At 63.2% G+C, this 18305-nt stretch carries 15 protein-coding genes; 11 read left to right on the top strand and 4 right to left on the bottom strand.

Annotation, left to right across the window (positions count from 1 at the left end; genetic code table 11):
- Positions 1 to 53: 53 nt before the first annotated feature.
- Positions 54 to 1391 (bottom strand): acetamidase/formamidase family protein, encoded by a 1338-nt coding sequence (locus PAN08_RS14590; RefSeq protein ID WP_269792229.1) that lies wholly within the window; start codon positions 1389 to 1391, stop codon positions 54 to 56.
- A gap of 223 nt (positions 1392 to 1614) precedes the next feature.
- Entirely contained in the window at positions 1615 to 2241 is a 627-nt protein-coding gene (locus tag PAN08_RS14585) for a TetR/AcrR family transcriptional regulator (protein ID WP_269792228.1), read from the bottom strand.
- Between the two features lie 130 nt (positions 2242 to 2371).
- Here PAN08_RS14585 and PAN08_RS14580 point away from each other — a divergent pair, with 130 nt between their 5' ends.
- From PAN08_RS14580 to PAN08_RS14570, 3 genes are all read left to right on the top strand, one after another.
- Positions 2372 to 3418: an MBL fold metallo-hydrolase gene (locus PAN08_RS14580; RefSeq protein ID WP_269792227.1), complete on the top strand. Its 1047-nt coding sequence runs from the start codon at positions 2372 to 2374 to the stop codon at positions 3416 to 3418.
- A 294-nt stretch (positions 3419 to 3712) separates the two neighbouring features.
- The gene (locus tag PAN08_RS14575; protein WP_269792226.1) at positions 3713 to 4447 is read left to right on the top strand and encodes a hypothetical protein; all 735 of its coding nucleotides are present in this window, start codon (positions 3713 to 3715) and stop codon (positions 4445 to 4447) included.
- Between the two features lie 5 nt (positions 4448 to 4452).
- Positions 4453 to 5100 carry an HAD family hydrolase gene (locus PAN08_RS14570; protein ID WP_269792225.1) on the top strand — a complete coding sequence of 216 codons (648 nt, stop codon included), beginning with the start codon at positions 4453 to 4455 and terminating at the stop codon, positions 5098 to 5100.
- A gap of 149 nt (positions 5101 to 5249) precedes the next feature.
- Here the strand turns inward: PAN08_RS14570 and PAN08_RS14565 are convergent, their stop codons facing one another.
- The gene (locus PAN08_RS14565) at positions 5250 to 6182 is read right to left on the bottom strand and encodes a carbohydrate kinase family protein (protein WP_269792224.1); all 933 of its coding nucleotides are present in this window, start codon (positions 6180 to 6182) and stop codon (positions 5250 to 5252) included.
- A gap of 275 nt (positions 6183 to 6457) precedes the next feature.
- On the opposite strand from PAN08_RS14565, the gene PAN08_RS14560 reads away from it, so the two are divergent.
- The 8 genes from PAN08_RS14560 (at position 6458) to PAN08_RS14525 (ending at position 16608) form a co-directional block, all read left to right on the top strand.
- On the top strand, positions 6458 to 7504 hold the full coding sequence (locus PAN08_RS14560; RefSeq protein WP_017355500.1) for a rod shape-determining protein: 1047 nt from the start codon (positions 6458 to 6460) through the stop codon (positions 7502 to 7504).
- A gap of 175 nt (positions 7505 to 7679) precedes the next feature.
- Positions 7680 to 8804 (top strand): rod shape-determining protein MreC, encoded by a 1125-nt coding sequence (mreC, locus tag PAN08_RS14555; protein WP_269792223.1) that lies wholly within the window; start codon positions 7680 to 7682, stop codon positions 8802 to 8804.
- Positions 8801 to 9286, top strand: a complete 486-nt coding sequence (gene mreD, locus PAN08_RS14550) for a rod shape-determining protein MreD (RefSeq protein ID WP_269792222.1) — start codon at positions 8801 to 8803, stop codon at positions 9284 to 9286. Before mreC ends, mreD begins: the two co-directional genes overlap by 4 nt.
- A 2-nt stretch (positions 9287 to 9288) precedes the next feature.
- Positions 9289 to 11376 carry a penicillin-binding protein 2 gene (mrdA, locus tag PAN08_RS14545; RefSeq protein WP_269792221.1) on the top strand — a complete coding sequence of 696 codons (2088 nt, stop codon included), beginning with the start codon at positions 9289 to 9291 and terminating at the stop codon, positions 11374 to 11376.
- A complete protein-coding gene (rodA, locus tag PAN08_RS14540) occupies positions 11373 to 12479 on the top strand; it encodes a rod shape-determining protein RodA (protein WP_269792220.1) in 1107 nt (368 codons plus the stop codon). The genes mrdA and rodA overlap by 4 nt, the downstream gene beginning before the upstream one ends.
- Positions 12480 to 12961: 482 nt before the next feature.
- Positions 12962 to 14098 carry a lytic murein transglycosylase B gene (mltB, locus tag PAN08_RS14535; protein ID WP_269792219.1) on the top strand — a complete coding sequence of 379 codons (1137 nt, stop codon included), beginning with the start codon at positions 12962 to 12964 and terminating at the stop codon, positions 14096 to 14098.
- Positions 14095 to 15300 carry a septal ring lytic transglycosylase RlpA family protein gene (locus PAN08_RS14530; protein WP_269792218.1) on the top strand — a complete coding sequence of 402 codons (1206 nt, stop codon included), beginning with the start codon at positions 14095 to 14097 and terminating at the stop codon, positions 15298 to 15300. Before mltB ends, PAN08_RS14530 begins: the two co-directional genes overlap by 4 nt.
- Positions 15301 to 15393: 93 nt before the next feature.
- Entirely contained in the window at positions 15394 to 16608 is a 1215-nt protein-coding gene (locus tag PAN08_RS14525) for a D-alanyl-D-alanine carboxypeptidase family protein (protein WP_269792217.1), read from the top strand.
- 546 nt (positions 16609 to 17154) lie between these two features.
- Here the strand turns inward: PAN08_RS14525 and PAN08_RS14520 are convergent.
- The gene (locus PAN08_RS14520) at positions 17155 to 18216 is read right to left on the bottom strand and encodes a lipid A deacylase LpxR family protein (protein ID WP_269792216.1); all 1062 of its coding nucleotides are present in this window, start codon (positions 18214 to 18216) and stop codon (positions 17155 to 17157) included.
- Positions 18217 to 18305: the final 89 nt, after the last annotated feature.

The following is an 18305-nucleotide window of genomic DNA, read 5'->3' as shown; positions in this document are numbered from 1 at the left end:
TTTGGCTGAGCGGTGATGCAAGCGGCCTTTCGGCAGCGTTGCATCGGCTGCGCTCACTTGTTGCCGGTACTGCTGGCGTTGGCCGGTTTCGTGGATGCTGCCGCAGGCAAGCTTTTCAGCACCGCCTTGTCGATCTTTGCTGCGACGCCGACGCTACGGCCGGCGAGGTTGGCGACGTGGTACTGCACCGCTACACCCAGCACCTGGGTCGCCTCGGAGAGGTTCAGTCCATAGGCTTGGCGCAGCCATTGCAGCATTCCGGAGGTCGCGATGCGCAGTGCGTCGTCGCTTGAACCGGCTTGCCCCAGGGTCATGATCTGGGTGGGGGATTCCACACGTGGGGTGGCGATTGAATGCCGCTTGATCAGTTCAACCTGCACAACCACGTCCAGCGATGTCTCAAGTGCCCATTGCGTGGTTTCACCATCGCCTTGCAATGCGTGTCCGTCGCCCAGGTACAACAATGCTCCGGGCTGCTGCACCGGCAGATAGACAGTGTTGCCTTCGACAACGGCGTTGAAATCCATATTGCCGCCAAAGTCACTGGTGTCGCCGGTGGAAAATGGTGGATAGCCAAAGCCCGGTGCGACTGCCAGACCACCGAGCATGGGCTTCACCGGCACTTCAAAGTTCTTCAATGCACCGTTTGCCGCGTGCGGACGTGCAACGCCGCGCGCGCGATCCAACTGCCAGCGAACCGGCTCGCCCAGTGCGGTGGTTTCGGCGGCGATGCGCGGTGTCTTCAGTCTTCCCACCACGCCATCGAGACTGTCGGCATAGTCGCGGTTGAGTTTGAGCGAAGTGAGTGTGATCGCCAGCGTGTCGCCGGGCTCGGCACCGACGACAAAGAACGGCCCGACCTGCGGATTGCCAAACAACGCGCGGGTGATGCCCTTCTCATCGACGCCACCCGAGTCCAGGGTTTTGGTCTGCACCGAATCGCCTGGCCATATCACCAGTACCGGCGCGCGGTCCGCACTGAAGGTGTTGGAGTAATCGGTCGGCGTAAAGGTATGCAGTTGCGGCGTGGCCGCAGCACGCGAGGGCACTTGCCAAGCGCGGAATGCATGTGTGGCACGCGCGCTGTGATTGTTGGTGTCGGGCTGGTCGCTGTGGCCCTGCATGCGAGCGTCATCGATGCGGCCATCGAAGTGATAGACCTGCCCATCGCTTTCCGTTGCGGTGAACTGCAGTTGCCTGCCGGTCAATGCACCGGTGACGGGAGCGCTGTCCAAGATGCCTGCGACGCGCTTGCCCTGTATATCCAGCGTCAACGTTTGGTAGTTGGTATTGCCCCAGAGATCGGTCGCAACGATCCATTGATCGGCGCCAAGGGCATTCAGTGGTAGCGCAGCCAGCAGCAGTGAAGACAACTTCCAGGAACTAGGCACGTGGGGTATCTGCGATAGAGCCCCAAGGGCATTGGCGGAGTGTAGGGAGGGGCTCATGACCGCCGCAGTGTCAAAGGTAACGCGGTCAGATGGGGCCGCCCGGCGATGTCGTTGTCAGCGCTGTGACATGGCACCGGCTGCGGTGAGTTCATCGAGGCGAAGTCGTTGTCGTGCGGTGCGGGTGAAACGACGGGTAGGCTCGTCTTTCCGTATACCTGCGCGCTCAGGGCTTGAGTGCGCGCACGGCCAGGAACATGTCCACGCAGTCGTGCATCACCTGTTGCTGCGCGGCGTCGCCCAATGGCGGTTGGCCCATCGCGATCTGCGGCCAGAATGCGAATGCCTTGACCATGCCCTGCAGCTGATGGGCGGCATCGGCCGGTGCGATGTCGTTGCGCAGGCGGCCGTCGGCTTGTGCCGCGCGGATCCAGCTGGTGAGGCCTTCTTCCTTCTCGGCGAGCTTGTCCATCATGGCGCGGGCGCGTTCGGGGGCATGCACCAACTCGGCCATGGCCACGCGCGAAAGGTCGATGAAGCTGGGGTCACTGAGCAGGCGCAGCTTCTGTTCAACGAAGGCGAGCAGTTGCTCGCGCAGCAGTCGGGCGGGATCGTAGGCCACGCTTTCGAGTGCGCGGCTGGCTTCCCAGAGCTGCCACAGGATGGCGGCGAACAGCTCGTCCTTGCTGCTGAAATGGTTGTAGACCGTGCGCTTGGAAACCTCAGCCGTGGCGGCGATGCGGTCCATGCTGGTACCGGCGAAGCCGAATTCGCGGAACTCGGCCACGGCAGCCCGCAGGATTGCCTCGCGCTTGCGGTCGGTCAGGCGGGTAGGGCGGGGAAGAGAGGTCATGCGGCGATTTTACACCGTTCAGTTTACTTTTCGGAAAAGGCAAGTAGACTCGCCGGTGTACTTTTCAGGGCAAGCCCCGATGAAGCGTCGCCTGCGTCGGTTTCTCCTCCTTCTTACGGTGTTGATCGCCATGTCCATTGGCCTGCTGACCTGCGGCGCGCATCCCGCCGCTTCCTATGACCAGTCGCCGCAGTTTGGCGATGGCCGTTTCCACAATCCGGTGGCAAAGACCTCGCTGGGCTTCGTGCGTACCGTCGAAGTGCTGTGGCGTTTTGTGTTCGACAAGCCGGCCGACGCCAGTCCGCAGGCGCCGATCCCGGTGCAGACGCTGACCCGGCAGGCTGTGCTGGACGCGCCGGATGACAGCCTGTGGCGGCTCGGGCATTCGACCATGCTGCTCAAACTGGACGGCCATTTCTGGCTGACCGACCCCGTCTTCTCCGAGCGCGCCTCGCCGATGTCGTTCATGGGGCCGAAGCGTTTTCATGCGCCGCCGTTGTCCATTGACGAATTACCGCCGATCACCGGGGTGATCATTTCCCACGACCACTACGATCATCTCGACCACGCTGCGGTCATGGCGCTGGCGCCGAAGGTCCAACATTTCGTGACCGCGCTGGGTGTGGGTGATCGCTTGATTGGCTGGGGTGTGCCGGCGGGAAAGGTGACGCAGCTGGATTGGTGGCAGGAAACACGGGTGGAAGGGCTGAAGATCGTCGCCACTCCGGCGCAGCATTTCTCCGGCCGCGGCTTGTCCGATGGCAACCGCACGTTGTGGGCATCGTGGGTGATCGACACCGGTCAAACCCGTGTTTTCTTCAGCGGCGACACCGGTTACTTCGATGGCTTCACGCGGATTGGTGAACGCTACGGCCCGTTCGACCTGACCATGATCGAGACCGGTGCCTACGACGCCGATTGGCCCGATGTGCACATGCAGCCCGAGCAGAGCCTGCAGGCGCATCTGGACGTGCGCGGCAAGGTGTTGATGCCGATTCATAACGGTACGTTTGATCTGGCTTTGCATCCGTGGACCGAGCCGTTCGAGCGGATCACTGCACTGGCTGCCATGCGGGGTGCTGCGTTGACTGCACCGCAGATGGGCGAGCGTTTGGATATCCGAAAGCCGGCGCCGTCGGCGCATTGGTGGCGCGAAGGGCGGTTGATGGAGGACTGAGAAAGGCGAGGGGTACGAGGTTTTTCGTTTGTTGTGTTTTTGCCTTTCCCGTGCCTTTGCCTCGTCCCTCCGTTTTTTTGCTTTTACCCGTCACTCCCGCCTGCGCGGGAATGACGGCATCCAGGGCAGGAACCCGGCAACCAAAGTCATAAACAGCAGCAATCAAACAATCGAACAATCCAAACCCTGATCACCGGTACCGGCCCTCCGAGCACAAGCAATCCAGCGCATGGATGTTTAAAGTGGACGCCGTCGCGCGGCCAGGCGTCGCGCCCGTTTCCATGGAGCAGCCTGATGAAACCTTTGATCCTTGGCGCCTTGTGCGTCGTCGCCTTGGTCGCGTGCAGCAACCCGGAGGCCGAGCGCCAGCAGCAGGAAGCCGCAGCGGCGCAAGAGCGGGCCAAGCGTGAGGCAGATGCCGAAGGCATCGGCAAGCTGTACGACGCGGCAGTGACCGCGGCCGACTGGGAAAAGGCACGCATCCACGGCGCAGCTTTGTTGGATCAGTACCCGGACTCGGAAACCGTCAAGCGCATCGAGCCGGGCTTTGCCGAAGTGAAAGAGAAGGCCGAGGCCGCGCGCGAACTGCGCCGCATGCAGGCGCTTTGGAACTACAACCAGGTGCCGGTGAAGGGCGGCACGCAGCGTTCGGCTGCGATTTACAGCAAGGACCGCGTCGATGTGGATGGCAGCGCCGCCAAACCGGTGAATCTGGTGTTCCGTGACCACCCGGAGTGGAAGCGCCATGCCTATCTGGTGCTGCAGAGCAGTGATTTCGCCAAGGACTGTTATCGCAGCTGCCAGGTCAAGGTGAGCGTGGATGGCGGTGCTGCGCGGCCCATGGCCGCCAATCGCCCGGACACCGACGAAGCCATTGCCATGTTCATCGTCGACAACCGGGGGCTTTGGCGTCAGGCGCGCCGGGCGAAGGTCATTGAGATCGAGTTCCCGGTGAAGGCTGGCGGCACCCGCAAGGCGGTGTTCGAGGTCGGTGGACTCGACGACAGCCAGATGCCGAACTGGGATTGAGCCGGATGCGCAACGATGCGGACGGCGCCGTCGCCATGCACGCCGTGGGCAACAGCCGCCACTGGGTCTTCGACATGGACGGCACGTTGACCGAGCCGGTGCATGACTTTGAATGGATCCGCCGCGAACTGGGCGTACCGGCTGACGCCGACATCCTGCAGCACCTGGCCACGTTGCCTGCGCAGCAGGCGGCCCAGAGTCACGCGTGGTTGATGGAGCACGAACATGCGCTTGCGCTGGCAGCAGTGCCGGCGCCAGGCGCGGTGGCGCTGATACGCGCGCTGCAAGCCGCCGGTTGCCGGCTCGGCATCCTCACCCGCAATGCGCGCGAGTTGGCGCAGGTGACGCTGGCGGCCATTGGTCTGGAGGATTGCTTCGCGACGGAGGAAATTGTCGGCCGCTGGGAAGTTGCGCCCAAGCCCTCACCGGCCGGGCTGCAGTTCTTCGCTAAGCGCTGGAATGTGGCGCCGGCGGCGATGCGCATGGTCGGCGATCATTACTACGACCTGGCGACCGCGCAGGCGGCGGGTGTGCCCGGCGTGCTGGTGAATCAGCCGGATGATTTGTGGCCGGGCATGGCGCGCTGGCAACTGCACGATTGCTCCGAGCTATTGGAATGCTGGCGGAGCGAGGTCGCCGGGGTCGCACCATAGAAACCACATTGTTCGCGCGTTCCTTCGCCTCGTTCGCGGGCAGGTTCCAAGAAGGGCGGATGGGCATGGTTTGTTCTTCTACGACATCAGCCAGCGATAAAAAAACGACGCCTCGGCGTCGTTCTTTTTTTGCTTCACTTCGGTGGTGCTTAGAGCGAATAACCGAACTGCTGCTTGAACTGGTCGTTGAACTCGGCGAAGTCAAAGCGCTGGTTCTGGGTGCCGGGGTGCTCAACCTTCAGGGCGCCCATCAGGTTGCCCATGCGGCCGATGGTCAGCCAGTCGTAGCCCTTTTCGATGCCATAGATCAGGCCAGCGCGGAAGGCGTCGCCGCAACCGGTCGGGTCAACCACGCGGCGCTCATGCGCCGGCGGGATGTCGTAGCTTTTTTCCGGGGTGTGGATGATCGCGCCACGCGGGCCCTGGGTGGTGATGTAGGCCTTGGTCCGGGCGACGATGTCGGTTTCGCCCCAGCCGGTGCGTTCTTGCAGCAGGTTGGACTCGTAATCGTTGACCACCACGTAGTCGGCCTGCTCGATGAACTGGCGCAGTTCCGGCCCATTGAACAGCGGCAGCGCCTGGCCCGGGTCGAAGATGAAGGGAATGCCGCACTCCAGGAACTCCGCAGCGTTCTGGATCATGCCGTCACGGCCGTCCGGAGCAACGATGCCGAAGGTGACGCCCGGCACGTCCTTCACGTGGTTGTCGTGCGAACGCATCATCGCGCCCGGGTGGAAGGCGGTGATCTGGTTGTTGTCGTGGTCGGTGGTAATGAAGCACTGCGGGGTGAACATATCCTCCAGCACACGCACTTGGCTCAGGTCAATGCCCATCCGTTCGAAGTGTTCCCGGTACGGGCCGAAATCCTGGCCCACGGTACCCATCGGAATCGGGCTGCCGCCCAGCAGCTTCAGGTTGTAGGCGATGTTGCCGGCGCAGCCGCCCAGTTCGCGACGCATGCGCGGCACCAGGAACGACACATTCAGGATGTGCACCTTGTCCGGCAGGATGTGGTTCTTGAACTGGTCCGGGAACACCATGATGGTGTCGAAGGCAAGGGAACCACAGATCAAAGCGGACATCGCGAACAGGCCTATGCGAAAAAGGGGAAGTCGCCGCCGTGCACGCGCAGGCGGTGCGGCGCGATTCGCGCCAAAGCGCATAAGGTTACCGGCTGCAACGGCGCACGGCCAGAACTGAATCTGTACGTTGGCTGCGGGAAAGGGTGTGAGGGCCCGAATTTACAAGGATTCTCCTTGCTCGGGCCATGGTGGGTTGATAGGCTAACCGCCCTCAATTTCTGCCCATTTTTTCGCCAACCGGCGTGGGCACGACACCCCTCAGGATCACCTCCCAGATGTTCAAGAAGCTGCGTGGCATGTTCTCCAATGACCTGTCCATCGACCTGGGCACGGCCAACACCCTCATCTATGTGCGCGGGCAGGGAATCGTTCTGAACGAGCCGTCGGTCGTGGCCGTGCGCCAGGACCGCGCCATCGGTGGTACCCGCTCTGTGGCTGCCGTCGGCGCCGAGGCAAAGCAGATGCTGGGCCGTACCCCTGGCCATATCACCACCATCCGCCCGATGAAGGACGGCGTCATCGCCGATTTCACCTACACCGAGGCAATGCTCAAGCACTTCATAAAGAAAGTGCACAAGTCGCGCTTCCTGCGCCCGAGCCCGCGCGTGCTGGTCTGCGTGCCGGCCGGTTCCACCCAGGTCGAGCGCCGCGCCATCAAGGAATCGGCTGAAGAGGCCGGTGCACGTGATGTGTTCCTGATCGAAGAGCCGATGGCTGCTGCGATCGGCGCCGGCATGCCGGTGACCGAGGCGCGCGGTTCGATGGTCATCGACATCGGTGGCGGCACCACCGAAGTGGCGGTGATCTCACTGAACGGCATCGTGTATTCGGCTTCCGTGCGCATTGGTGGTGACCGTTTCGATGAGTCGATCACCAACTACGTGCGCCGCAACCACGGCATGCTGATCGGTGAGGCCACTGCCGAGCGCATCAAGGTGGAGCTGGGCTGCGCTTACCCGCAGGCGGAAGTGATCGAGATGGAAATCTCCGGCCGTAACCTCGCCGAGGGCGTGCCGAAGATGATCAAAATCAGCTCCAACGAAGTGCTGGAAGCCCTGCACGAGCCGCTGTCGGGAATCGTCTCGGCGGTCAAGCTGGCACTGGAGCAGACTCCGCCGGAACTGTGCGCCGACGTCGCTGAGCGCGGTATCGTGCTGACCGGTGGTGGCGCACTCCTGCGTGACCTGGACCGCTTGATCTCCGAGGAAACCGGCCTGCACGTGCAGGTGGCCGATGATCCGTTGACCTGTGTGGCCCGCGGTGGCGGTCGTGCGTTGGAGCTGGTGGACATGCACGGCAACGAGTTCTTTGCGCCGGAGTGATACGGGGAGCAGGGGACGGGGAGTTGGGAATGAGCGCACGCGGGTTACCGGGTGCCGGCTCATGCTCCACGCCCCGCCATGTCTCGCCGAAGAAGTCGGGTGCGCACGCTGAAATCCGGGTGTTTTTCCAGCCTCCATTCCTTTTTTTCTCTTCCCAGTTCCCAGCGCTTATTTCGTGCCCCCTTACGCCGGTCCTCCCGTAGCCTCCCGACAGGGTGACGCCAGCAGCACTTTGCGCCTGCTGGCGTACTTGGCGTTGGCCATCACCTTGATCGTGCTCGATAACCAGGGCGGCTGGCTGTCGCGCTTGCGTGCGCAGGCCAGCCTGGTGGTACAGCCGATCTGGACACTGGCTGGGCTGCCCGGACGTTTGGGTGCCACCGTCAGGGACAACGCGGCCAGCCATGGCCAACTGGTCACCGAAAACCGCGAGCTGCGCAATCAGCTGCTGGTCGCCAATGCGCGCCTGACGCGGCTGCAGACCGCTGCGCTGGACAATGCCCAGCTGCGCGAGCTGTTGAATGTGTCCGAGCGTGCCGGCCTGGATGTGCAGCTGGCGCCGATTCTGGATATCGACCTGGACCCGGTGAAGCAGCGGCTGGTGCTGGATTCGGGCAGCCGCGACGGCGTCCGCGTCGGTCAGGCGGTGATCGATGCGGGTGGCCTGATGGGGCAGGTGATCGTGGTGTCATCGGGTCATTCGACTGTGCTGTTGTTGACCGACCCGGACCACGCGGTTCCGGTGACGGTGGCACGCAACGGCGTGCGGCTGATTGCCTATGGTCGCGGCGACCGTCTGGAGCTACGTGACATTCCGCTCAGTGCTGGCGTGGAAGTGGGCGATGAAATCGTGACCTCTGGTCTCGGCGGACGCTTCCCGGCCGGCTTCCCGGTCGGCAAGATCCTCAAGCTGCGCCCGGACGACACTCATGCCTTCTTGGTCGGCGAGCTGGAACCGGCCGCCAAGCTCGACCGCGGCCGCAATGTACTGCTGTTGCGCTCGGTGGCCAGCGTGCCGCAACTGCCTGTAACGACCGGACTGGAGCCGCCGCCGCTGTCTCCGGCGACAACGGACACAGCCACGGTGCCTGCAGCAGGTGCTGGCCTGACGCCGTCGCACCGGCCAACCCCTGACGCCACGCAACCTCCGGCCGTGCAGAGCACCTCGCCCCGCCAAGTGCCTGTCACGACTCAGCCCGCATCAGGCAACACCGCCGCACCGACCCGCGCCGCACCCGCGCCGTCTTCGACTGCGCCGACACAGGCAGCGCCTGCCGCTTCGCCGGAGGTGCGCCCATGAGCCGCCTTCGCGCCAAAACCTGGGTATTGCCGGTCAGCGTGGCCCTGGCGTTGTTGATGGGATTGGTGCCGCTGCCTGAACTGCTGCAGCCGTTGCGCCCGTACTGGTTGGCGCTGGTGCTGGCCTTCTGGGTGATCGAAACGCCTGACCGGGTGGGCCTGGGCTTTGCGTTCTGCGTCGGTCTGCTGGCCGATGTGATGTTCGGCGGCATTCTCGGCGAGCAAGCGCTGCGGTTGGTGGTGATGGCTTTCATCCTGCAGCGCTTCCGCGCGCGCTTGCGCTTCTTTCCGTTGTCGCAGCAGGCACTGGCCATCGGCGGCCTGTTGTTCAACGACCGCGTCATCGACGCCGCCATCCACCTGATGGCCGATGAGCCGGCGCTGCCCTGGAGTTATTGGTGGGCGCCGCTGCTGGGCATGGCGTTGTGGCTGCCCCTGTATGCGCTGCTGGATGCGCTGCGGCTGGGCAAGCGCGGTCGCTGACGATGTACAACCGGCGCCAGGCCAAGAACACGCACGCTGAATCCGAGCAGTTCCGGCGCCGCGCGGCGCTGGGATTCCTTGGGGTGTTGCTGACGCTGGGGCTGTTGGGCGGCTGGTACTTCAAGCTGCAGGTGCTGGACCACGATATCTATGCCACGCGCTCGGAAGCCAACCGCATCAAGGCGCGGCCGGTGGTGCCGGGGCGCGGCCTGATCTACGACCGCAACGGTCGGCTGCTGGCCGAAAACGTGCCGGCATTCCGTCTGGACGTCACCCCCGACAAAGTCGAGAACATGGCCGCCACGCTGGACGGCCTGCAGAAAATCTTCGCGTTGAGCGAAGAGGACATCGAGCGCTTCAACCTGTCGCGTAAGGCACGCCGCGCTTTCATGCCGGTGACCCTGAAGCTGCGGGTCAGCGATGAGGAAATGGCGCGTTTTGCGGTGGACCGCTGGCGTTTTCCTGGCGTGGAACTGGAGCCCTACCTGACCCGGCGTTATCCCTACGGCGACCTGCTGGGGCACGTGATTGGCTACGTTGGCCGGGTGGATGACAAGGATCTGGAAGAGCTGGGCGAAGGCAATGCCGCGCTCACCCATATCGGCAAGTCCGGGCTGGAGCGGTTCTACGAAGAACAGCTGCGCGGCAGGATCGGTTACGAACAGGTTGAAACCAATGTGCAGGGGCGGGCCATCCGCACCATCGGCCGGGTGCCGGCACAGTCGGGCACGGACCTGCGCCTGTCCATCGACGCTGACCTGCAGCGCGCGATGGTGTCCGCGTTTGGCGAGCAGGAAGGCGCTGCGGTGGCGATCGATCCGCGTACCGGCGAGATCCTGGCCATGGTCAGCCTGCCGTCGTACGACCCCAATCTGTTCGTCAACGGCATCTCGCACGCCGACTTCAAGCAGCTCAACGAGAACCCCTCGCGGCCGCAGTTCAACCGGCTGGTGCTCGGCGGCGTGGCGCCGGGTTCCACGATCAAGCCATTCATCGGTCTGGCGGGCCTGGACAGTGGCGTGCGCCGCCCGGAAGACAAGATTCTCTCGCGCGGCATGTTCTACCTGCCCGGCGTCAGCCGTGGCTGGGGTGATGCCAACCGTGGCGGTCATGGCTGGACCGACCTGCGCAAATCCATCTCGCAGTCGGTAAACACCTACTACTACCAGCTCGCCATGGACATGGGCATCGACCGTTTCGATCAGTACATGAGCGGTTACGGCTTTGGTCACGCGACAGGCATTGATCTGGCTGGCGAGATCGGCGGCATCCTGCCGTCGCCTGCCTCCAAGGCCAAGGCGCGCAATGAACGCTGGTATCCGGGCGATACCGTCAACGCCAGCATCGGCCAAGGCTTGTGGAAGGTGACGCCGTTGCAACTGGTGCGAGGCGTGGGCGGGCTTGCTTCCGGGCAGCTGCGCACGCCGCATCTGGTGATTGAACGACGGGCCGGGTTCGACCACGACTGGGCGCCGACAACGCACCCGGCAGGCAGGCCGATCAGTCCCAATGCCGGGAATCTGCAGGCGGTACGCGAAGGCATGATGGGCACCATGCAGCCCGGCGGCAGTGGCTGGCGCGTGGCGGCGGGCGCGGCGTATCGCATGGCTGGCAAGACCGGCACGGCGCAGGTGATCAGCCGCAAGGGCACGGCGGCAATCAACCCGAAGAGCCTGCCGATGCATCTGCGCCATCGCGCGCTGTTTGTTGGCTTTGCACCTGCGGAGGATCCCGTCATCGCCATCGCCATCGCGGTGGAGGGTGGTGGCTACGGTGGTTCGGCCGCGGCACCCATCGCACGCAAGGTGTTTGATGCGTGGTTGCTCGGCGTGATGCCTGATGGCTTGCAGCCACTGGATGCCGAGCGCGGCACAGTTGCCGTGGGCGTGACCACATTCGACACCGAAGATCCGACTTGGCGCGCCCGTGGCGAACAGGCAGCGCTGATGTTGGCCGACGCGTTGCCGGTAATGGTGGGTTCGCCAGCCCCGCAGCCCGTGCCCGGCGAACCCGTCCCGTCTGCCGTTGCTCCCGCCACGCCGACGCGGCCGACCACGTCGACACCGGCTGCTGGGGAGGCCAACCGATGAAGGATTTCCTGCGCTGGGCGCTGGAGATGGCGCAGCGCCTCACTCGTGGCTTGGACTGGCCACTGCTGATGGCGTTGAGTGCATTGATGCTGATTGGCCTGTCGGTGTTGGACAGCGCCGGTGGCAGCGGCCTGGTGATGGCACAGGGCGCGCGTTTCGCGGTCGGCCTGGTAGCGATGTGGGGCGTCTCGCGCATGTCCATCCTGCGCATCCGCGCGTGGACACCCATGATCTATGCCGTCTCAATGCTGCCGCTGCTGGCGGTATTCGTGCTGGGCACCGGCAAATACGGTCGGCAGTGGTTGAACCTGGGCCTGTTTTATCTGCAGCCGGCCGAGTTGCTCAAGGTCAGCCTGCCGATGATGGTGGCCTGGTATCTCAATCGCATGCCGTTGCCGCCGAGGATTCCGGTGGTGCTGGTGGCGGGCGTGATCATCGGCGTACCGACCGCGTTGGTGATGCTGCAGCCGGACTTTGGTACCGGCGTGCTGATCGCTGCCAGCGGCGCCTTCGTGTTGCTGCTGGCCGGGTTGCCGTGGTGGTGGGTGGGCGTGGGCGTCGCCGGCGTTGCCGCAGCCGCGCCGGTGGCCTGGTTCTGGTTGCTGATGCCGTATCAGAAAGACCGGATTCTGATGTTCCTGGATCCGGAGAGCGATGCGCTGGGCGCGGGCTGGAACATCATCCAGTCCAAGATCGCCATTGGTTCGGGGGGGCTCACCGGCAAGGGCTGGGGCCTGGGCTCGCAGTCGCACCTGAACTTCATTCCAGAGCAGACCACCGACTTTGCATTCTCCGTACTCAGCGAAGAGTTTGGCTGGGTCGGCGTCGCGGTGGTGCTGGCGTTGTATCTGTTCGTGATCGGCCGTTGCCTGTGGATCGCGGTGGAAGCGCGCGATGGGTATTCCCGGCTGCTTGCAGGCTCCACAGGTCTGGCGTTCTTCGTCTACATCCTGGTCAACGGCGGCATGATCTCCGGCCTGCTGCCGGTGGTGGGCGTGCCGATGCCGCTGATCAGCTACGGCGGCACCTCGGCAGTGTCACTGCTGGCTGGATTTGGCCTTGTAATGGCGGTACGCGAGCATCGGCCTGTCCACGGCGGCTGACTGCGTGCTCAAGGGTTGATCCAGATCAAACACTTTCTTTGACAAATTCTTCACAATTGCGCCCGTCACTTATTGCGCTTGCGCTGTGACAGCCAGATTGACCATTGGCGGGTTGGCGTGGGGAGATGCCGCCCGGTTCCCCCAAGGGTCAATCAGAACGCCGGTCATCTCTGTGGGATGGGGAGATGGCCGGCGTTCTTTTTTCAACTGAGGCATTGCGAGGCACGTTGGATACGCGAGTGCTTGCTTTAGTGCCGAGCCATGCTCGGCAGATGCATCACGGGTAAAACCACAGCGGTACATGGCTCCCTATCTGTCGACGCAATCGCGTCGTACCAGCCAGCGCCTTCGCGTATTCATGCTGAGCAGCGGTCGAACTGACACGATGCCATCGCTACGCTGCTGCAAATTTGCACCTCAATCCTGTTGTGATTCATGGCCTTATTGATGGAAATTCATCTTTGACCTGCTAATCTCGGCCGATGATTCGACGCGCACTTATTTGCTGTATCACCTTCGGCCTGGTTGCCTGTGCAACCCAGCCGCATGCCCCCGTCACCCCGCCTTCGAGCGCAGGTACGCCGGTCAAACCGGCCGCTGGCCCTGCAGAAGCGGTCCCGGAAAAGAAGCAGGATCTGCCGCCGGTTGATCTGACTCCGGTGCCGTTTGAGACGGCCCGCGCCAATTTCGTGCGTGACACCGCGGCCCGCTACGGCATCGACCCCGCTTACATCGAAGCCACCCTGGCACAGGCGCAGATTCGCGAGCCGATCATCGCGGCGATGTCGCGCCCGGCCGAGCGGGTCAAGCCGTGGAATGAATACCGGCCGATGTTCATCACTCAGGCCCGTATCGATGGCGGCAAGAAATTCTTCGCCGAGCACCGCGACGAACTGCTGCGCGTGCAGGAGCGCACGGGCGTCCCGGCCGAAGTGATTGTCTCGATCATCGGTGTGGAAACCAGCTACGGCAAAAATGCCGGCAACCACCGTGTGATCGACGCGTTGTACACGTTGGCATTCAAATATCCGCGCACCGGTGACCCGGCCAAGCTGGAGCGCGAGGTGCGTCGTGAGCTGTTCTTCCGCGACGAGTTGGCCAAGCTGTTCGAGCTGGCCAAGCTGGAGCAGCTGGACATCAACACGCTCAAGGGCAGCTATGCCGGCGCGATGGGTATGGGCCAGTTCATGCCATCGAGCTATCTGGATTTCGCGGTTGACGGCAATGGCGATGGCCGCCGTGACCTGTTCAACAGCTACGACGACGTGTTCTCGTCGATCGCCAATTATTTCGTCAAGAAGGGCGGTTGGGTGCGCGGTGGCACCGTCGCCGTGCCGGCAACGCTGGCAGCCGGCCGCGAAGAGTTCAATCCCGTTGACTGGACCCCCAATCACACCCTGGCTGATCTGGCAGCACGCGGTTACCAGCCGGTGGTACCGGTGCGTGCCGTGGGCGCCACCGCCACGCCGATTACGCTGGAAGGCAGCGACGGCAAGCAGTACTGGCTGGGCTTCCAGAACTACTACGCGATCACCCGTTACAACATCTCCAAAATGTACGCGATGGCCGTGTTCCAGCTATCCCAGGCCATCGCCGGCAAGGAGCTTCCCCCGGCATGAACATCAAGTGGCTGGTCCCTGCGTTGATCGTGCTCGGGCTAGCTGCCTGTAGCAGCGCCCCGAAGAAGCCTGGCAAAACCGCGGCTGGAACCGGCAGCACCCAGGCGGGTGCGCTGGTGCATGGCAGAGGCAATGCCAGCAATGGCTGCCCGGAAGGTTCGCCTTACGCGCGGGCGCAGGAAGACCTGAACACACGTGGCAACTACACCGCTGGCGGGCTGTATCGACCCGGCGTCAAGGACACCACGCCGGATTACGTGCCCAATGTGGGCTGTATTCCCGAACCGGTGGTGACCAGCGAGGCACGTTCGCCGGTTGGCAACAAATCGCCCTACGTGGTGCTGGGTAAGCAGTATCAAGTGATGGACCGTGTGGATGGTTACGTCGAGCAGGGCACTGCTTCGTACTATGGTCAGAAGTTTCATGGCCGGCTCACTTCCAATCGCGAGGTGTACGACATGTACACCTTCAGCGCGGCACACAAAACGCTGCCTTTGCCGAGCTTTGCCCGCGTCACCAATCTGGACAATGGCGAGTCGGTGGTGGTGCGCGTGAATGACCGCGGCCCGTTCCACGACGGCCGGGTGATCGACCTCAGTTACGCTGCTGCCGTGCGTCTGGGCATCACCCAGCGCGGCACCGGTCGAGTGGAAGTGCGTGCCCTGACGCCGGGCAGCGACAACTTGCAGGCTTCCAACGACAGCCGTCGCACGCGTCGTGAACGTGCCGCCGCCGCTGCAGTGCCGGCAACGACGCATGCGGTTGCTGCCGCCGCACCCAGTCACATGGACCAACTGGTGGAAAAGCTGCCGGCCGCACCGGTGGCTATTCAAACCAACGCCCACGGTGCACGTCCTGCCACCACACTTGCCGCAGGCCGCGCGCCTGAGGCGGTGACGGTGCAGGCTCTGGCACCCGTCGCCCCGATGCCGGCGACGGCGAGCAGGCAAGACCCGGCCACGCGCGCGCTGGGTGCGATCCTGCTGCAGGTCGCCAGTTTTTCCAGTCGCGACAATGCCGCCCGTGCGATGGGGCAACTGTCGTCTGCCGGCATTGTCGGTGCCTCCCTCAGTGACATCGTCAGCGGCGGCCGCACCTTGTGGCGGCTGCGCGTACCGGCAAGCGACCAAGCCACGGCAGCGGAACTTGCTGGGCGTATCGCGGGTCTGGGCTTTGGCAGCCCACAGATCGTCCGCGACTGAACGCAGTCACTCCGTGCTCCCGCTGGATAGGCGTTGGAGTCCTACAATGACCGCCCGTTTTTTCCTTCCTCGTCCATCAGGAACTGCTTTCCGATGAAATTCCGTTTTGCCGCCGCCGCTCTGGCCACGACCTTCGCCATTGGCCTGGCTTCTGCCCAGACGCCGACCCCCACACCGGTTCCGACACCGGCTGCCGCGGCCGCACCTGCCCAGGTGGCAACGCCGCCGGCACCGGTTCCGAGCAGGTCCACCGCTTGGGTGTTGATGGATTACGCCACCGGCCAGGTGCTGGCAGGCGAGAACATCCACACCCCGCTGCCGCCGGCCAGTATCACCAAGGTGATGACGTCCTACGTGCTCGCCGCCGAAATGAAGACCGGCAAGATCAAGCCTGATGACCAGGTGATGATGAGCGAGCGCGCTTGGCGCGAAGGCGGCGCAGGTACCGACGGCAGTTACAGCGGTTTCCCGGTCAACCAGACCGCGCGTCTGGTCGACATGGAAAAAGGCATGGCGATCCAGTCCGGCAACGATGCGGCTATTGCCTTGGCCGAACACGCTGCCGGCAGCCAAGAAGCATTTGCGGCGCTGATGAACAGCTATGCCGCCAAGATCGGCATGAAGGATTCGAACTTCGTCAACGCGCATGGTCTGAATGCTGAAGGGCACCAGTCCAGCGCCTATGACCTGGCGCTGCTGGGCCGCGCATTCGTGCGCGATTACCCGGAAACCTACGCCTACAACAAGATCAAGGAATTCACGGTAGGCAAGATCACCCAGCCCAACCGCAACCTGTTGTTGTGGCGCGACCAGAGCGTGGACGGCATCAAGACCGGCCATACCTCGGCTGCCGGTTACTGCCTGCTGAGCTCGGCCCAGCGCGGTGACCAGCGTCTGGTTGCTGTGCTGATGGGCGGCGCTTCGGAGAAGCAGCGCGCGGATGACAGCTTGGCGCTGTTGAATTGGGGTTTCCGTTTCTTCGAGACCCACCGTCTGTATGAGCCGGGCAAGGCCGTGACCACGCAGAAAGTGTGGAAGGGCGCCGCCGACGTCGTGCAGCTGGGTGTTGCGCAGCCGATGCTGGTGAGCGTGCCGCGTGGTCGCTACAACGACTTGAAGCCAAGCATGGATGTGCCGAAGCAGTTGGTGGCACCGATCGCGGCGGGCCAGCAGATTGGTACGGTCAAGGTATCGCTGGACGGCAAGGTCGTTGCCGAGGCGCCGCTGGTAGCGGTGCAGGCAGTTGAAGAAGGTGGTTTCTTCAAGCGCTTGTGGGATGCCTTCATGATGTGGTGGAAGTCCGAATAACGGCTTCCACAGGCCTGACGGCCAGGCGGCGTTGCCGCGCTTTGTCGACCGATGTTCGGGTTGATGGGGCGTAGCAACGCCGCTTTTGTTTTTGGGGTTTGTTGAGGAGGCAGGGTTACAGCTGCCTTTGATAGTCGCCGATGGCGCTGGGTATTGCTGTTGCTGTTGCTCTTGCTCTTGCTGCAGTTGCAGTTGCAGTTGCAGTTGCTTCTGCTTTGGCTTTTATCCCCTCTCCCGCTTGCGGGAGAGGGGTAGGGGTAGGGGTAGGGGTGAGGGCGCTCTTGCTTCTGCTGTTGTGGTTGTTTCGATTCTTGCTTCTGAACTGCCAGTTTCATTGGTAGATGAAGAAGCTCAGAGCAAGGGCTGCCCTCACCCTAGCCCTCTCCCGCAGGCGGGAGAGGGGACAGCAGCAACAGCTAGAGCAACAGATAAAGCAACAGATAAAGCAACAGCTAGAGCAACAGCTAGAGCAACAGCTAGAGCAACAGCCAGAGCAACAGCCAGAGCAACAGCCAGAGCAACAGCCAAGGCCTCACAGTCAAACGATCAAAGTGTCCGGCTGATGGTGAAGCTTCCAAACACGGGCGTTTCCTTTTGCCCATCAAACTCGCGCGTGCGGTGATACCGGGCAAGTGCGAACTTCCATCTGCCGCGCATCACCGCCACGCCGTAACCGATATCACCCACGAACGGGCGCTTGTCCACGCTGTGACTGGTGCGGAACGTATTGCCGTCCAGCGTGATGTCGCGTACTACCCAGCGCGCATCACTGGTGATGAAGAAATGACTCGACCACCCCTGCACGCGGCCGTAACGCGTGGGCGCCGTGTTCTCGCCGGCGGGCCGCATCGGCGAGCTGCCAAAGTCATCCGGCAGCCTCCAGCCAAAGCGTACTTCGCCACCGGCATTGGCATAGGTGGCCAGGTTGCCGATGGCGCCACCCCAGTGGCTGATCGCATCCCAACCCCAGCCTGCGGCATTGCCATTGGCCGGCCAGCGTTGCATCCGTTCATGCAGCAATTTGAACACCGGCTCGTCGTGCAGCTGGTTGTCCCAGCCCCTGAAGTCTTCATCGCCGAGCACGCTATGCACCGCATCCTGCACCTGCTTGCCTTGGGCCGATGGACCCACCATTCCCAGTGCCAGTTGCGTGGTGCGCAGGTGATTGTCACTGCGCGCGTTGTAGCCGAAGTTGACCAGCAGCACGCCGACATAGGGCCGGTCGTCTTCGATCAGATCGGTGCGGGTGTTGTCGGTGGGTGTGTATAGCCCCTGGCCGAAGCTGAAGATCATGTTCTGTTGCTTGAACTCGCCGGGATGCAGGCGCTCCAGATGACTGTTCATCCAACGCGCGAGGCGTGGCAGGCACGGATCGTTGGTGTAGTCCTGCAGGTTTGGCGAGACCAGCGTGAACATCGCCCCGTTGCTGTAGCCCTGGTCCTGCTGGGCACCACCGAGCAGATCGTTGTCGACGCGGAAATTGATCGCTGGCGGATGATCGTGCAGTGCGCTCTGTGCGCATTGCTCAGCTGCGTGTGCAGGGGAAATGAAATGGGGGCTGACGGCGAGCGTCAGGGCCAAGGGTAGCCATGTGCGAGTAAGCATCATGTCCAGTACGGATCAAAAAATGATGCCCAGCTTAGCGATGGGGAAGTGATGGCAGCAGCCATTTGGGATGGATCACATCGTTGCAGTAC

The sequence above is a fragment of the Stenotrophomonas sp. Iso1 genome (assembly GCF_027497995.1).
Lineage (GTDB): Bacteria > Pseudomonadota > Gammaproteobacteria > Xanthomonadales > Xanthomonadaceae > Stenotrophomonas.
This window is presented reverse-complemented; position numbering and strand designations above follow the sequence as displayed.

Coding starts and splice junctions, on each gene's coding strand:
- PAN08_RS14585 (WP_269792228.1), bottom strand. CDS start 2,241: ATGACCTCTCTTCCCCGCCCTACCCGCCTGACCGACCGCAAGCGCGAG.
- PAN08_RS14580 (WP_269792227.1), top strand. CDS start 2,372: ATGTCCATTGGCCTGCTGACCTGCGGCGCGCATCCCGCCGCTTCCTAT.
- PAN08_RS14575 (WP_269792226.1), top strand. CDS start 3,713: ATGAAACCTTTGATCCTTGGCGCCTTGTGCGTCGTCGCCTTGGTCGCG.
- PAN08_RS14570 (WP_269792225.1), top strand. CDS start 4,453: ATGCGCAACGATGCGGACGGCGCCGTCGCCATGCACGCCGTGGGCAAC.
- PAN08_RS14565 (WP_269792224.1), bottom strand. CDS start 6,182: ATGTCCGCTTTGATCTGTGGTTCCCTTGCCTTCGACACCATCATGGTG.
- PAN08_RS14560 (WP_017355500.1), top strand. CDS start 6,458: ATGTTCAAGAAGCTGCGTGGCATGTTCTCCAATGACCTGTCCATCGAC.
- mreD (WP_269792222.1), top strand. CDS start 8,801: ATGAGCCGCCTTCGCGCCAAAACCTGGGTATTGCCGGTCAGCGTGGCC.
- mrdA (WP_269792221.1), top strand. CDS start 9,289: ATGTACAACCGGCGCCAGGCCAAGAACACGCACGCTGAATCCGAGCAG.
- rodA (WP_269792220.1), top strand. CDS start 11,373: ATGAAGGATTTCCTGCGCTGGGCGCTGGAGATGGCGCAGCGCCTCACT.
- mltB (WP_269792219.1), top strand. CDS start 12,962: ATGATTCGACGCGCACTTATTTGCTGTATCACCTTCGGCCTGGTTGCC.
- PAN08_RS14530 (WP_269792218.1), top strand. CDS start 14,095: ATGAACATCAAGTGGCTGGTCCCTGCGTTGATCGTGCTCGGGCTAGCT.
- PAN08_RS14525 (WP_269792217.1), top strand. CDS start 15,394: ATGAAATTCCGTTTTGCCGCCGCCGCTCTGGCCACGACCTTCGCCATT.
- PAN08_RS14520 (WP_269792216.1), bottom strand. CDS start 18,216: ATGATGCTTACTCGCACATGGCTACCCTTGGCCCTGACGCTCGCCGTC.